This window comes from Nocardia sp. IBHARD005 (assembly GCF_052814245.1).
This window is the reverse complement of the sequence record NZ_CP199935.1, coordinates 2,682,340-2,698,023: the sequence shown is the minus strand read 5'-3', so window position 1 is coordinate 2,698,023 and position 15,684 is coordinate 2,682,340. Positions and strand designations below refer to the sequence as shown.

7 protein-coding genes are annotated in these 15,684 nt (G+C 68.8%); 3 read left to right on the top strand and 4 right to left on the bottom strand.

Going from position 1 to position 15,684, the window contains the following annotated elements; genetic code table 11:
- Positions 1–59 precede the first annotated feature (59 nt).
- The 4 genes from ACTWPB_RS12580 to ACTWPB_RS12565 are packed head-to-tail and all read right to left on the bottom strand — an operon-like array spanning position 60 to position 4,937.
- Positions 60–668, bottom strand: a complete 609-nt coding sequence (locus tag ACTWPB_RS12580) for a hypothetical protein (RefSeq protein WP_446225826.1) — start codon at positions 666–668, stop codon at positions 60–62.
- Positions 665–1,462, bottom strand: a complete 798-nt coding sequence (locus tag ACTWPB_RS12575) for a MinD/ParA family ATP-binding protein (protein WP_446225825.1) — start codon at positions 1,460–1,462, stop codon at positions 665–667. The genes ACTWPB_RS12580 and ACTWPB_RS12575 overlap by 4 nt, the downstream gene beginning before the upstream one ends.
- A gap of 11 nt (positions 1,463–1,473) precedes the next feature.
- The gene (locus ACTWPB_RS12570; RefSeq protein WP_446225824.1) at positions 1,474–3,996 is read right to left on the bottom strand and encodes an AfsR/SARP family transcriptional regulator; all 2,523 of its coding nucleotides are present in this window, start codon (positions 3,994–3,996) and stop codon (positions 1,474–1,476) included.
- A gap of 2 nt (positions 3,997–3,998) precedes the next feature.
- Positions 3,999–4,937: a MinD/ParA family ATP-binding protein gene (locus ACTWPB_RS12565; RefSeq protein WP_446225823.1), complete on the bottom strand. Its 939-nt coding sequence runs from the start codon at positions 4,935–4,937 to the stop codon at positions 3,999–4,001.
- 369 nt (positions 4,938–5,306) lie between these two features.
- Between ACTWPB_RS12565 and ACTWPB_RS12560 the strand changes: the two genes are divergently transcribed.
- The 3 genes from ACTWPB_RS12560 (at position 5,307) to ACTWPB_RS12550 (ending at position 15,662) form a co-directional block, all read left to right on the top strand.
- Positions 5,307–5,969 carry a winged helix-turn-helix domain-containing protein gene (locus tag ACTWPB_RS12560; protein WP_446225822.1) on the top strand — a complete coding sequence of 221 codons (663 nt, stop codon included), beginning with the start codon at positions 5,307–5,309 and terminating at the stop codon, positions 5,967–5,969.
- The gene (locus ACTWPB_RS12555; RefSeq protein ID WP_446225821.1) at positions 5,966–7,288 is read left to right on the top strand and encodes a sensor histidine kinase; all 1,323 of its coding nucleotides are present in this window, start codon (positions 5,966–5,968) and stop codon (positions 7,286–7,288) included. Before ACTWPB_RS12560 ends, ACTWPB_RS12555 begins: the two co-directional genes overlap by 4 nt.
- 499 nt (positions 7,289–7,787) lie before the next feature.
- On the top strand, positions 7,788–15,662 hold the full coding sequence (locus ACTWPB_RS12550; RefSeq protein ID WP_446225820.1) for a hypothetical protein: 7,875 nt from the start codon (positions 7,788–7,790) through the stop codon (positions 15,660–15,662).
- The last annotated feature ends 22 nt before the right edge of the window (positions 15,663–15,684 follow it).

Below are 15,684 nucleotides of genomic sequence, written 5' to 3'. Positions count from 1 at the left end.
ACGCACAGCCCCGGCCTGCGGCCGGGGCTGTGCGTGACGGTTCAGTGCGCGGTCGCGGGTTACCCCGTTGCGGAGATCGACTTGATCAGCGTGCGCCCGTCCTGGACGGTCGTGGTGATGTGCTGACGCCAGACGTTGGCAGGCTTTCCGGGGATCCATTCGGAGAGTTCGATGTCGAACCCTTCCGCGGCGGGGGTGATGACGACACAGTGCTTGGTACCCGTCGGCAACGAATCGATGCCCGCCTGGAGGTGCTCGATGGCCGGGACGGCGCCGTCGGGGGCGATCACGGCGCGCGCCGCCGCGCCACTGCGGGTGACGTAGTAGGCGTGCTCGAAGGCGAGGATGGCGTCGGGACCCGAACCGGTGCCGCCTGCGGCGTTGCTGATCAGCTTGTCACCCTCGGTCGTGTGAGCGCAGTCGGCGGTGCCATCGACCTGCGCCGGTCCGGCGGTCGCCGAATCGGGCGCCTGCCCGCTGCCACCGGCGAGCAGCAGCGCGGCGCCGGCCGACACGGTGGCGGCCGCGATGGCCGACGTCACGCAGGCGACGACGATGCTCGCGCGGCGGGTATGCCTAGCCGGCGGCGGATTGTGCCAAGGGCGCGGGGATCGCTCCAGCAGCCGGGTCGACCCGGCTGCCGCCGCTGATGATGTGGCCTTTGTCATGACCGAATACCTTTCAGAACAGTCGAATACGCGGCCCTGGTCCCGGCTTGCAACCGTGAATGGATAATCGCGGTTCCCTCCGCCAGGTGTGGGTCGTGGGGGATTTCCAGCACGTCTCGTATCCATCCGGTGAGGTGGTCGCGCAGGCGTTGTGCGACCGGCGGCGTGGTCGACGTCTGATGCGACACGACCAGGGTCGCCGAGGTCACCGCCCGTTCGCCGAACTCGCTGTCGAGCCACGCCAGCGCCGGGCGTAGCCGGTTGGCGGCGTCACGTCGAGCCGGGATCACGAGCACCAGCGCCAGTTCGCCGAGCAGCGGACGTAATCGTCGTGCCTGCACGGCTGCGCCGCCGTCGAAGACCGGCAGGTACGCGGCGGCGGTCAGCCGCCGGTGCACGGTGGCCAGCGTGGTGCGGTGCGGCAGCGGATCGGCTGAACCTGCCACTATCGCCGCGCCCGAGGTGGCATAGGAGAACGCGAATTCCGGCGGTGAATGCAGACCGGTGGTCGTATCCGCGGCTAGCCAGTGCTGGAGAGTGGCCGGGGTGTATCGCGCGTCGGCGCCGCGCACGGCCAGGTCGCCACCGCTGTCGGTCGCGTCGACCGCGACCGGCCGGGCGGCGCCGTCCTGGTCCGCCGCGGCGGCCGCGCACAACCCGAGCACGGTCGTCGTCGTGCCCGCGCCGCCGCACCCGCCGACGACCAGCACCGGTCGTGGTGTGGTGGATGCGATGGCGTGCGGCCGCGGACCCGAGGTGCCGAGGCTGCACGACATCGGAAAACTGTCGCTCATCTGGGGGCCGGTCAGTTGCCGAACACGCCAGGGGGGATCGGAGCTATCGGCAACCCGGCGAGGACCGACTGGGCAGTCGCCATGAGGACCTCGGAGGTCGGTAGCGCGGGCGACGCAGCGGCGGCGGCCACCACCGGCGGCGGGTCGGCGACGGGTGTGGCGCCATCGACGGCCGCGTCCCTGGCGCCCAGCTCACCGCCGGCGGAGCCACCGATGGTGCCGCCGGCCGCTGCGGCGGAAGCACCGGTGAGCGCGGCGCCGGCGGCGGCCCCGACACCGGCGCCCACGCCGGCCCCGATGATCGCCCCGGGGATCGCCCCGACGCCCATCCCCAGCAGGCCGATCCCGCCGCCGACCACACCGCCGACCACACCGCCGACAGCCGCACCTGCCGCACCCCCGGCGAGCGCGGCGGGCACGCCCGCGGCGGTGGCCCCGAGGGCGGTGCCCGCCAGCGTGCCCGCCGCGACCCGGTCGGCACGAGTGGCGGGAACGCCTATCGATGTCAGCATTGTCGACCACTGTGCCTCGCGAACGGCGGCCTCGGCATTGATGGTGTTCTGCATCGGTACCGGCATCCACTCCGGCCTACCGGCTTCGTAGTCGCCGACTCGAAGTGTGCCCGGGTCGGGCTGGATGGGAGCGACGGGTTCGACCGGCTGTGGGGCGTGCAGTTGTTCCGGAACGATGAGGGGCGCCACTTCGGAGCGTTGCGGCTTCGCCCGCGGCGGTACCGGGTAGGTCGGCGGTGGCGTCAGGTAGGGCGACCCGGTTCCACCGGATTCTTCCGGCACGATCGGACCGGGTGCGGGTAGATTCGGTACCGGCGTGGTCACGCCCACCTGGCTCGGTGGCGCGGTCACCCCGGCCTGCCCGCCAGGCGCCGCGGCGCCACTTCCGGTCGCGCCAACCACCAACGCCAAGGGCAGCGCGCCGACCAGGGCCGCCCGCCGCACCCGGCGGGTGATCGTGGCGCGAACCGGACGCCCGTCGGCATCCTCGAGGACTTCGACCTGGCGATCGTCGGGTTCCTCGATGTCGATTGCGGGAACCTGGCCGGACAGACCGGGCAGGTGCGGCCCCGCCCCGCGGCGCGGTGGCACGGCATCGGCGGGCAGCAGGCCGGCGAAGAATCGGGCGATGTCGATGACGTCGGCGCCGAACTCGGCGACCGCCGGGTCCGGCGAGAGTAGCCCGGTCGTGGTCAGCCCATGGGCTGGGTCGGGCGACCACGGGCACAGCTGTTCGGGGGCGGCGGTCCGCCACGATTCGATCCAGCCGATCCGCCAATCGCGGTCGACCAGCGCGGCCACCCGATCGCGATGCTGCGCCAGCGAACGAGGCAGCGGACCCGGCGTCGACGCCACTGTGAGCAGCCCGGCGACAATCAGCCCCTCGGGCGCCCTGCCCTCCGCGAAGTCGATCAGCAATCGTTCGGCCGCCAGCAGGCCGTTGCGGTGCTCGCGGGCCACGATCACGGTGATCGGCGATTCCGTGACGCCGCGAACGGGCCACTCCCGGCCCGCCTCCGCGGTTGGCGCCAGCGCCGCGGTCAGCATGCTGACCCCGGCGCCGCCATGCGCGCCGACCAACCAGAACGCGGGGCGTTCGGCGTCGAACGGGCCGCGGGCGGGTCGGCTGGGCGAGGCGATGACGGACTCCGGTTCCGGGTCGCCAGCGAGATCGACCAGCTCCGGTGCGCGGGCAGCGGCGGATGCCCGCAGCGCGGCATCGGCGGCAGGGTGCTCGGCCGTGCGGTGGGCGGGCTGGTTATCGAGGGTTTCCTCGTCGGGGGTCAGCAGCAGCTCCCGATAGATTCTGCGCAACTCCGGGCCCGGTCCGGTACCCAGCTCGTCATCGAGCAGTCGGCGTGCCTGATGGTAGGCGTGCATCGCCTCCGGCCGCCTGTTGTCGGCGACCAGGAGATAGACCAGCCTGGTCCAGGTGCTTTCGCGCAGCGGGTCCTCCGCCAGCAGCGCACGGAGCCCTCCGATGCCCTCGGCGAAGCGGCCGAGCGAACCGAAGGCATCGGCGTGCAGTTGCTTGCTGTCGGCGCGCAGTTCGGTCAGCCGCGCCCGATATCCGGCCACCGTCCCCAGCGGCGCTTCGGGGAACGGTTCCCCGCCCCACAGTGACCCCGCCCTGGCCAATTCGTGATGGGCGAGGTCGGGCCGGTCGTCGGCGAGCGCTTGCCTACCCGCGGCGACGGCAGCCTCGAAGTCCCACGCATCGAGCTCGGCTCGCTCCACCTGGATCCGATAGGCACCGGCGCGGCTGACGATACGGGCCGGGTGGTCGTCACCTGCTTCGGCGTGCAGCTGACGCAATTGCCATATATAGGTTTTGAGGCCGCCGCGAGCGGACTGGGGCGGACTGGCGGGCCACAGCGCGTCGATCAGATCCTCGGCGGACACCCAGCCGTCGCCGCGAGCGAGCAACACTGCCAGCAAGGTGCGCACCTTGTCGCCGGTCAGATCGACGACCGTACCGTCTGCGCCGGACATCTCTATCGGTCCGAGTACTCGATAACGCATGGTCACGCTCCTTCATCGGGGTTCGTGCTGTCGACCGGGCCGGCCTGTGTCGACCGGGTGCGGGAATGGGTGGCGAAGCTGTCGGCCAGATGCTCGGCGAGCGTCCGGAAGGCGCGCACGGTCCGCGGAGCCAACCGGTCCGGGTCGATGAGCTGATCGGCGGCCAAGTGCTGATCGTGGGGGATCTCGGCGACCAGGCAGACTCCTCGCTCGAGGAAGTAGTCACTGGCCGCGCGGACATCGAAACCGCGCCGGTTCGGTTCGGTGTGCGAAACCACCACCATCACGTGCTCGGGCCGGGTGTCGCCGCTGTCACGGCCCGCCAGCTGCTCGATCAGGTCGGCCGCGCGGTCCGCGCAATCCCGATCAGGTGTCATCGGGATGACCAACGCGTCGGCGCGATCCAGGATCTCGGCCGACGCGGCGTCCTCGAGGTCGACCGGCCAGTCGGCCAGTACAACAACCGGGTGGGGTTCGTCATGGGCGAACGGGTCGCCGGACAGCGTCGGGTCGGCGAGTTTCGGGCTCATCTCTGGCGACGGTAGGTACAGGCGTCGGTCCAGTTCGTCCAGATCGGATCCGGACAGCACGATGTCGCGGTCGGCGGCCAGCAGGTGACCGAGCACGAGCGCCGACGCGGTCGCACCGCACCGGATATCTGGCGCCACTATCGCGACGGTGTAATCCTCGCGCAGCGGCGTGGCAGCCGAGGGGCCGGCATCGACGGCCTCGCCGTCGGCCGCTGACTCGGCGTCACCCGGCTCTACGCTGGCCGCTGACTCGTCGCCACCTGGCTCTACGCCGGCCGCTGACTCGGGTTCGGGCGCCGTGCCGGGCTGTTCGACGAGGCGCAACCACTGATTGTCGATCGCCCAGATGGCGATCGGGATCCGCTGAACGGGACCGGCGGTCACTGGTGTGCGGAGGTTCTGGTCTGTCATGGGCGCTGCTCGGAATCCAGTCGGGTTTCGGGATCGTCGGTCTGGTTTCGGGTCGATGCGGGCGGGGTGTCCGAATGATTCCGCACGGTGGTCTGCTCCCACGAACATTTAGCGTGTCTCGGTGTGACCGCTATCAGGTTCTGCGATGGTCTTCACCCGGTGGCGATACGGTGAATCCGCTGGCCCACGGGCTGTTTCGCGGAAGATCTCACCGCGCGCAGGGGTGCGAAATGAGGGTGTGTGATCGAGTAATGACTTAAGGATCACTTCAGGTAAAGTTCGCTCGGCTGTTGAATTGTCGGATTCGCGGCCGGGATGGGACAGGCGTGCGAGGGTGGCCGACGCTGGGTTCGGGAATGAGGACGAGGCATGCGTGTGCTGGTTGTCGAGGACAATCACGATCTCCGGGTGGCAGTCATCGCCTCACTGCGGAAAGCCGGGCTCGTCCTCGACGGCGTCGCCGACCTGCCGGCAGCCGACGCCGCACTGGGGCTGCACCACTATCACTGCACGGTGTTCGATCGGGCGTTGCCCAGCGGCGACGCACTCGAGTACGTGGCCGCTCGGCGAGGCGCGGGCTGGTCGGCGCCGGTGCTGTTCCTGACCGGACGCAGCGGTGTCGTCGATCGGGTGGAGGGTCTGCGGCACGCCGACGACTACCTGAGTAAGCCGTTTGCGATGCCCGAGCTCGTCGCCCGCGTCCGCAATCTGTGCCGGCGCGGTGATCGGGTCACTGCGACGGTGCTGCGCTGCGAGGATCTGGAAGTCGATCTCGGCCGCCGTGCGGTGCGTCGCGCCGGCGTGCTGCTCACGCTCGGCCGCAAGGAATTCGAGGTACTCGAGCAGTTGATGATCGCGCAGCCGTCGACGGTGACTCGCCAGGCATTGGTGGCCGGCTGTTGGGACGAGGGCACCGAAGTGAGCTCGAACGTACTGGACGTGACCATCGCCGGACTGCGCCGCAAGCTCGGCGATCCACCGCTGGTCCGCACTATCCGGGGCGTGGGCTACCGGGTGGACACCGCGGGATGAACCGCCGCCGCCCGCCTGCGGAAGCCACCCACTTGCGTCGATTGCCATGGCTGGTCAGCGTGATCCTGACCGTGATCACCGCTGTGTCGCTGGCCGGTTTCGCGACTTTCGCGCTCACCTCGCACAACGACGCGGATCTCGGACAGGTCGACACCGACCTGGTGCGCGTCACGTCGGGCGCCGTCCGGCTCGTCGGTACCGGACCGTCCGGTGAGATGCCCGACGACTACCGGGGCGAGCCCGACCTCGATGGCGTCGCGATCGGATACTGGGGCCGCGGACTCACCGATCTGGACGAGCAGTGCCCGCAATTCGCCATCGTATTCGAACAGTCCGAGGGGACCCGGCCGTTCGCCAGCGACAAACACTGCACGGTCGACTTGACCGAGCCGCTGCTCGACCGACTGCGCGGCGCTGCCGCGTTCGCTCGCGGCCCGGTCTTCGAGACCGTCACGCAGGACGGCGTGACGGTACGCGCCGCCGCGCAACCGGTGGACGACTGGCGGTACGAGCGCACGGGCGCGGTGGCGGTCGCCTGGACCGATATCGGCCCGGTGCGGGAAAGTCAGCGGGAGCGGGCACTGCTCATCATCGGGCTGACCGCGGCGTTGATCGTGCTCGTCGGCGTCAGCGCTTACGTCTTGACCGGGCAACTACTGCCGTCCGGTGTGCGGGCGTTGGAGCGGCAGGAAAGTGTGCTGGCGCAGACCGCACATGATCTGCGCGCCCCCATCGCCGCGCTGCGCGCATTGGCCGAGACTGCCCGTGATCATCCCGACCAGCGCGGGGAACTGCTGCCGCGGACGGTTCAGCTGGCCCGGCGGATGGGCGATATCGTCGACGATCTGCTCTCGCGCGCGCGTCTGGCTGCCGGTGTCGAGGAACTCGAACCGGAGCCGTTACGGCTGGATCAGCTGGCGGCCGGCGTCATCGAGGAACTGGAACCGGGTACGGCTCGGATCACGTCCACCATGGCGCCCAGCGTGGTGAACGGCAATCCCGGACTGCTGCGCCGCGCGGTGCGCAATGTCCTGGACAACGCAGTGCGGCACGGGCATCTGCCCGGGGAACTCGCCCAGGTGCACGTCACCGTCGCGGGCGGGCGGATCACCGTCGCCGACGAGGGGCCTGGCCTGGCCGAATCCGAGGTCGAGGACATTTTCGACGAATTCCGCAGCGGTGCGGGCTCAACCGGCCTCGGCCTGCCCATTGCCCGCTGGGTCGCGCAGGCGCACGGCGGTTCGCTGACCGTGCACAGCGCCGACGGCGGCGGCGCGATCTTCGAATTCGTGCTGCCCGCTCCGGCCCGGGAGTCCTGACCAGCGAACAGACCGAACCCCGACCCCGGCTGACCGGCACTGGACCGGCGCCAGACCACCCCGGCGCACTGTGTTCACCGACACAGAAGCCGCCGACGGTGAATGCGGGGTAGTCATGGGTAAGCAGCCGAGAAAGACACGGGTCTGTTCCTGCCAGGACGCGATCTGGGACGCGGGGAACGAGCAGGGTGGTTCCGCCAGGTCCGCCCATGTTCGCCTGGCTGTCGGCCTGATGGCAGGCGTCGGCGCGGCGTTCGTGGCCGGTACGGTGACGGCCAAGGACGCCGCGGCCGCGCCCGCGCCCAAACCGGCCGTGCCCGCGCCCAAACCAGCCACATCCACACCCAAACCAGCCAAACCCAAACCAGCCAAACCCAAACCAGCCACACCCAAACCAGCCACATCCAAACCCAAACCAGCCACGTCAGCGCCCAAACCGGCGTCGAAATCGCAAAACGCTGGGACTTCCGGCAACCAGACGAAGCCGAAGCCCGAGTTGGTGACCCACACGGACGGCACCTATCTGCGAGAGAAGAACACCGACGGCAGCTACGCGTACAAGAAGGTCGGTGGGACGAATCCGGCGAACCACCCGAGCGCGGGAAAACCTGCGGCGAAGGTCGCCAAGCACGACGACGGCAAATACTGGGTCAGCGACAAGACCTCGGACGGCAAGACCCACTACCAGGAAGTCGCGGTCGGCAAGAACACCGTGATCGGAAAACAGGACTCGAAGCGCCAGACAGGTTTTCAGGGCAAGAGCGGCACCGCCGAAACCGTGGACAGCCGGAAGATGGACGTGATCAACTCCGGCGGCCGGGTGTCGACGAAGAACGGGAAGTCGACCATGGCCGACACCGGCGGCGGGACGATGACCTGTGGTTCGAAGGGATGCAACGGGCGCAGCGGTGATGGGAAGGGAACCTTCGCCACCGACAACAAGGGCAACGCCTCAGCCGGTACACACGGCAGCCGTGCCTTCACGAAGAAGAATCCGAACGCGCAGGTCGAATACCAGGACAACGGCGGTGCCACGGACCGTCCCGGATCCAGGGGCGACCAGGCCGGTGGTAGAGCATCTCGTACCGGCAGCCGAGACGATCTCGGATCCGGTACCGCCAAGGAGAGCTCCGCGGTTCGCCAGGCGCAGAGCAACTACAAGACCGCCTTTCGGCAAACCACCTCAGAGGTGGCGGCGAAAGCCGCCGCGAACGAGCGCGAGACGACCAACGGCACCTCCTCCTCTGCTGCGGCAACGAACGCCCCATCGCAGGGCGGTGGCGGGGCCGATATCGAACCGCAATCCGGCGCGCGGGCGAACACATTGCGTTTCCACCATGACGGCGCCTATGTGCAATCGGACAATGACCCTGGCGGCCGGAAGGGGCTGTCTGACAAGGAGCGGTACACCTACAAGAAGGTTGGCGACGGTCCTGGCGAGGCGACGGTCGAAATGCACGCCGACAAAAAGACCTGGGCCAGGAACATCACCCCCAATGGGAATGTCGCCTATCGGGAGATCAGCAACGCAGGCGACTTGCCGATCCGTTCCGAGGATTGGAATACACAGACCGGTTTCGGGGACACCGCGGGTCAGCGAGCGATCAACGTGCTCGGCAGCGGCGGCACAGTGACCAACAAGGACGGCAAGACCCGAATGGTCGATGCCGACGGCGGCAAAATGACCTGTTCCGCCGCGGGGTGTGAGGGCAGCAGCAGCGACGGGCAGGGCACCTACGCCACCGCCGGGCCCGACAGCACGACCAAGGCCGGGATCCACGGTGGCAGTCGCGCGTTCACCCAGGACACCCCCGACGCGCCCATCAGATATGAGCGCGATGCCGCGGTGGAGCCCGATCTCGCTGATCAGCTCCAGCCGTTGTTCGACCGGAGAGGCGTCCCGACCCGAGATGGTCGGCTCGATCGCGTCCAGCAGGCAGTGAACAACTACAACAAGAGTGAGGCGGCAGGGGCGAGCGGTACCGCCATCGTCACCGGCAGGTCGGTGGACCAGAACGGGAACGCGCGAAGGCACACCGGAATCGAGGGCGTCGCGGCAGCGGCCTACCAAAAGTCCAACCGCACCGAGGCCGACTCGCGGGCCTTGAATCGCGTCAATGTGGAGGACCTGCCCGGCGCCGCCGGATCCAGGCGAGGCCAGGAGGGTGACCCCTATTCCGGGAAAACCAAGCTCGCCATCGACGATACGAGCACCCGGTCGAACGAGACCGGCGACGATCGCATCGACGGGCTCGGTCAGCCGACCCACATCGCCAACGGCACAACCCCCGGCGTCAAGCACCTGAACTACGGCGACACCGGGAACGGCGATGGCACCAGGCAGGTCACCTATCGCAATGGCCTGGCGTTGTACGCCTCGGACGCGTCGGGCGCGTTCACGCGCGGCAAGGCAGAATCGGACAGCACCGGACTTCCGGACGGCAACGTCCCGGTCCGCATGCAGGGTGTGTTCACTCCTGACCGGCCGAACGAGATTCTCGCCGAGCGAGTGCGCGACGAGGTGATCGGGAACCCCCGTGTCAGTGGCACCGTGTTCGAAACGCGCAACGACGGCGCCGGTTATCAGATCGATAGCCTCGGCGACGAGACCCGCCCCGCCGGCTCCCCGCCGAGTCGGCTCACTTTCAACCAGAACAACGGCAGCTGGACCGTCGATCGCGCGCCCGCGACCGGCACGGCGCAGTGGCATTCGGCGCCGAACGCCGAGGGTAAGCGCGACACCCGGCGCGTGGACGATTTCTCCCACGTGGTGGAGCAGAAAGCCGGCGGGCAAGCGCAGTCGCTCCAGCTGGACAGCAGCTACGACAAGCGTCAGCGGTCGGTCTTCTTCAATACTTCCGGCGACCTCGTCGGTATCGACTATCGGGGCAGGCGCACTGTGCTCACGGGCGATCCCACCGGGTCGACCGCCGATCCGGAGTTCCGGTCGGCGAGCTGCCTGATCGGCGGCCGAGCGTGTACGGCGGAAAACCTGCCCACCGACATCAACCGCCGCGACGCGACGCTGCGCTATCTGGCGCGGGAGGGCCGTCTGACGGGCCGGGACGGCAGGAAGTACGGCGAGAACGAGGCGGTCGAGGCCGCGAACAGTGGCCGCACCGTGGAATGGATGGTCGACCGCGGCGACGGCTTCGAGAAGACGCTCACCGCCGACCCCGACGGTGGGTTGACGAGCATGTTCATCTACCAGCCCCGGCTGATCGCTGGGGAGGACCGACACGATGACACTCGCGCCGCCGAACGTGTCGGGCTCACCACCCATTTGGGACCGGATGGCTCATTGCGGCACTTCACCAAACCACCGCGCACCTACCAGACCGGAGCGACGGCGGGTCTGTCCACTCTCACGTCCATCGATACCGGCTTCGATGGTGTGGTCACGACACAGACGGTCGGCGCCGACAAGAACGACTACTACGTCTGGGCGACCGATCGCAACGGCCGACTGATCCGGGGATCCGACCAGCATGGCAAGCCGCTGTCCGGACCGGACGGCAAACCGGTCAGTGCGGTGATGCCCATCCGTCGGCAGGTGCCGGCTTTACTGCGTGGCCTTGATCAGGGTGCGGCGGATCTGCCGATCATGAAGGACGTCCAACAACTGGGGCCGAACGCGCCACAGACCCTCCCGCCTGTCCGCAAAATCCGGCCACGCGACGGTTGGTCGAGCGCGGCCTACCTATACAAAGGCACCAGTGACTATTACAACCCGTGGGCAACCTATGAGTTCCAGGACCTTGGTACCTATCAGCATCCGGAGCGAGGCGAGGTCCGGGTCGGGATCACCTCCACCGGCGACGTGATCTACATCGGGATTGCGCGTCCCGACGTGAGGTTGAACAACGGAACATACGACCAGGTATATGCCCCGCTACGCGGTCCGGGCCAACACGTGATGCTCCTCGGCCGGGATTCGGAGACCAACGAAGAGATCATGATCGCGGTGGCCAAGAGCCAGCACCAGATGAATGTCGACGACATGCAAAAGCAATGGGGCGACATCGGCCGCTCCGGATCCTTTGTGCGCGGTGTTGGGCAGACCGGCCAAGCACTTGCGGCCAGCGTAGCGGTGGGTATCGACGCGGCGACTTTCGCCCAGACCAACACCTATGGCACAGGCAAGGAGTGCCTCGGCGCCGGCGAGAAATGCGGCGAGTTCGCCAAGCAGGCGGCCATCGCGGCGACCGCGGTCACACCTGTCGGCAAGATCGCCGGGGTTGTCGCTCGTCCCGCCGTATCGATGCTGGCGAGCCGAACGCCTGCTGCGGTGACCAAAGCGACAGAGGTGGTCGGCAGCAAACTCGCCAAGACGACACCGTTCGTCGCACCGTTCGGTGCCGCGTTCACGGCGGCGAACGTGCTTCCGCCCGCCCGCGCCTTCTTCTACGAGCACAATGTCACCAACGCCGCCGATCTGGTGCAGCGGGTCAAGAACGACGGGGGGATCACGCCCGGCACGGCCGCGCGCGCCGCCTTGCTCGGCTTTGACCTCGCGGCCGCTAGGGGCCTGGGTAACAGCTACCAGACCGTGCCTTCCTGCGTAGGCCCAGGTGACTGCAGTCCCTTGGTGGCGGCCGACGTGCTGGGTCTGCCGCTGGCCGCCGCGGAGCTCGCGATGATCAAGAAGGCCTCGGCCGCGGCGACGCGGGCCGCCCAGGGCGCCTCGGCCGCAGACGCCGCGCCTCGCGGTGCTGGGTCCCGCACCGGCATCAGCCCTCGGCCTGCGGCCGGGGAATCCATTACGCTGCACCGGTTCCCGGATGGCACGGTGCGGTCGGCGCCACGGGATTTTTCCCGCCTGCGCGCCGAGGTCGGGCCCCCGGTCGTTCCCCCGCGGCGGAGCGCGAGTGGCAATCCGGCGGAGCCGCCGGTCCAGCCGTTCACCCGCCAACACAACCCCGCTGAGCACGTAGCACCCGATGTTCGCCCGGTAGCCGGCCGTCCCGCCGAGGCGGCGAGCATCGGTCCCGCGAGTTGGCCACGGCCGGTAGCGGGGGTGGACGCGGCTGGTGCTCGTCCCGGACCCGGCGCCAGTGTAGTCATTGGTGCTCGTCCGGGACCCGGCACGAGTGTCGGCGCCGGCAACCGTCCCGGACCCGGCGCGGATGCAGGCCCCGGCGCCCGTCCCGGACCCGGCGCGGATGCAGGCCCCGGCGCCCGTCCCGGACCCGGCGCGGATGCAGGCGCTGGAGCTCGTGTTGGAGCCGACGCGGGTGACCGTGCTGGTGCACCGCGCTCTGCGGAGCAGGCGCCTGTTGCCGGTGACGGAAGTGTCGCGGGTTCGCCGCAGCCGCCGAAGGTGGCGGGTGGTGCCGTTGATGGCGCGGGCCCTGGTTCGCCACGTGCACTGGATCCGAAGGGTGAGGCTCGCACGGAGTCTGGGGTCAGGCCGGTCGCCGAGGCGGGCAACGCTGCCCGCGCGGATGCCCGGCCGACGGCGGGCGAGAACGGCGTTTCCCGGAACACCGCTCGTACGGAATCCGCGAAGAACACACCGCGAGCACCCATCGTTCGATCCGAGGCCATGGCCAGTTCCGGCGGGCGTGGTCCGCAACTGGGGCAACAACGTTCTGGTGCGGCCGGGTATGACACACCGCCGCAGGCGCCGGAACGTCCCGTGCAACCGGCTCCTGGACGTGGGTTGCCGCCCGCGCAGGCCCCGGCGCCAGCGGTGGTGCGTGACGGTGCCGAGCGCAACGGCAGCCGTCGCTCCGGGCGTGCGGGAGGGGACGCGTACCAGGGCATCACGCACGCGGATGCCTTGGCCCTCATGGCTGGGCGCATGGCAGACCCGACAAGAATGACGATCGACGAAGCGGTCGCAATCCTGCACGCTGTTCAGAAGAATCTGCCGACCAGTCCCCGGATCGCGCCGGGTACGGCGGTGAACAGCGTCGCCTCCGGCGCGGCGCGGGCCGCGAATTCGCTGGCGGTGCGGGTGGCGGACGCGGTGAAGGACCTGTGGGCGGTCCGTTCGCTGTTGCGCCACTACGGCATTGGGCTGACCGACATATTCCGGGCCTACGGTTCGCGTCTCATAGCCGGGGTCGTGCGGACCGAAGTCGGGTCGATCGTGCGTGGGAGGGGACCACACGATCAACCCACACTGCTCAGCGTGGCAGGCACCCTCGCCCGAGACCACGGAGTGCGGGCGGGCCTGGACGTCCTCATGCGGAATCCGGATGCTGTTGCGGCGGCCCGGACACTGTTCACCGATCAGGACCTGATCCGCGACCTGCTGTCCCACTACCGATCCAGCAATCTCGCCCCGATCGTCCGGTTGCTCGACGAGCCGGGGTTGATCGCGGTGTTCCTGGCCCGCGTCGGCACCGATCCGGCCTATGCGGCGGTGCTCGGGAGCCGGAAGTTCGTGGACGCCCTTGGTCGCTACACGTCCGGGGAACGCACCATGGCCGTGCTGCGCGACATCATCGGTATGCCGAAGGCGCGGATGCTGACGATAGCTGCGACGAGGAACCCGGACCGCTTGTTCCGGGAGGTCGACCAGGCTGCGGCATGGGCGGCAGGCGATGTCGACCGCGCGGTTCGGCTGCTCGACAATATCCGCCCGCTGGTGGGGGCGCTCGACCCGACGCTGGTGCCTGCCGCGCTCGTCGGTCTGGCCGCGAACCGGGAACACCTTGCTGCCTTGGCTTCCGCGTACGCCCGGAATCGGAGTCTGCTCGGCGAATGGGCCACCCAGATCGCCGACCATCCCAAGATGGTCGACCAGGTCATCAAGCTCCTGCGCGGCACCGAGCGCAGCCCTGGCATCGAGGCCGACCTGGCGAAGATCCTGAACCACGAGGGCCTGACAAACCGCCTGGTCAAGCTGGTCACCGGTAAGGGCGCGCCGCAGTTCCTCACTGAACTGCTCGGCAACCCCGAGCTGGCGGCACGGGTGCTCGATCGGCGGTCCGGCGTGCTGCGGCGCGCTGTTGCCGCGCTCGCCGCCGATCCCGCTTTGCCCGCATCAGCGCTGGCGCTGGGGAACTTCGCGCTCGCGCCGGTGCCCTCGTGGGCGGCAGGGATTGGTGGGCGCGTACTGGGCTTGACGGGACGCGCCACCGCCGGACCCGCCTTGACTGTCGTCGACGCCGCTGAGGCAGCGGGCAAGGTCGTCAAATCCGGGACCGACCGCGTCAGGTTCGGTGTCGGCCGAGTGCGATCCGGGGGCGCTCGCATCGCGAGCACGGTGGGCCGGGCGCCCGGTGTCGGCCGGTTCGTGCCGTCCTCGTCGGCCCCGCCTACCTGGCCGGGCTCGGACCAGGCGGCGCCGGTCGCCCAGAACCCGGCCCCACCCGGCGCGCCCCAGAAACGGGCGACACCCGGACAGGGCACCCCGGCAGACGGAATGACCATGTCCGCCGTGCACTTGGACGATCAGGCGATCGAGTACGCCACGGAGGTTATGGCGACAGTGTTGCGTGCGGGGAAACCCCGCATACCGGCCTGGGCGATTCGTGACTTCATGGCCAATCAGCCCACCCGCCCACAGTTCCGGCCGAGTGCCGAGCTCATGCAGACCAGCCCCGAGCTGGCACGGAACTTGGAAATTCCCGGATGGTTCCCCCGGCACTACTTCCTTCGGAAGAATGGGACGGAGGTGGTGCGAAGGAAAAAATCCACGCACCCCCAGCTGCGACTCGACGCCGCAGGCAATCTGACACTCGCCAGCAATCTTCCGGAGCCGATCAAACCGAGGTACCTGGGCGGTGCGCTGAAGGTGGGCAGGGACAGCGGGACCCCCGAGGCGCTGGCAGAGCTCGACGCGGCGGCGCGTAAACGCCACCGAGCGATTCAAGGGAGTCTCGCCGCAGCACGGCGGTTGGCTGCCGCGGATACGGCCGCGAAAATAGCAGATACACCGGCGAACAGAATCGCGGCGGCGAAGGCCGAAGCCGAATACAAATCAGCGCATACGAAAATGGGGACCGCTGCGGAGGAGTTCGGTGAATCCGCTGCCGCACTCCACGCGGTACCGATGCACTATCCGGGTGCGAAGCGCCTGGAACTCGGCGGACCGGCGAACGGCAACAATCAATTCGACCAGGTTTGGCGCACGCCGGACGGCCGATATATCGTGGTCGAAGCGAAGAGCAGTACCGAAACCGAACTCGGCGTCCGCAAGCTATCGGACGGCTCCGGCCGACGGGTCACTCAGGGAACGCCGGAGTATTTCGACGAGATTCTCAGGTTGATGTCAGGGCGCGGAGAAGCCGCTCTCGCCGGTGAACTGGCGGACGCGGTCCGTACCAGTCGGCTAGACTACATCCTGGTGAAGGGGAACATAAACACCGGTGATTACGCCGGCTTCACTATGCACAAGTTCGATACGGCACCAGAGGGGTAGTGATGAAGATTCACTCGCACAG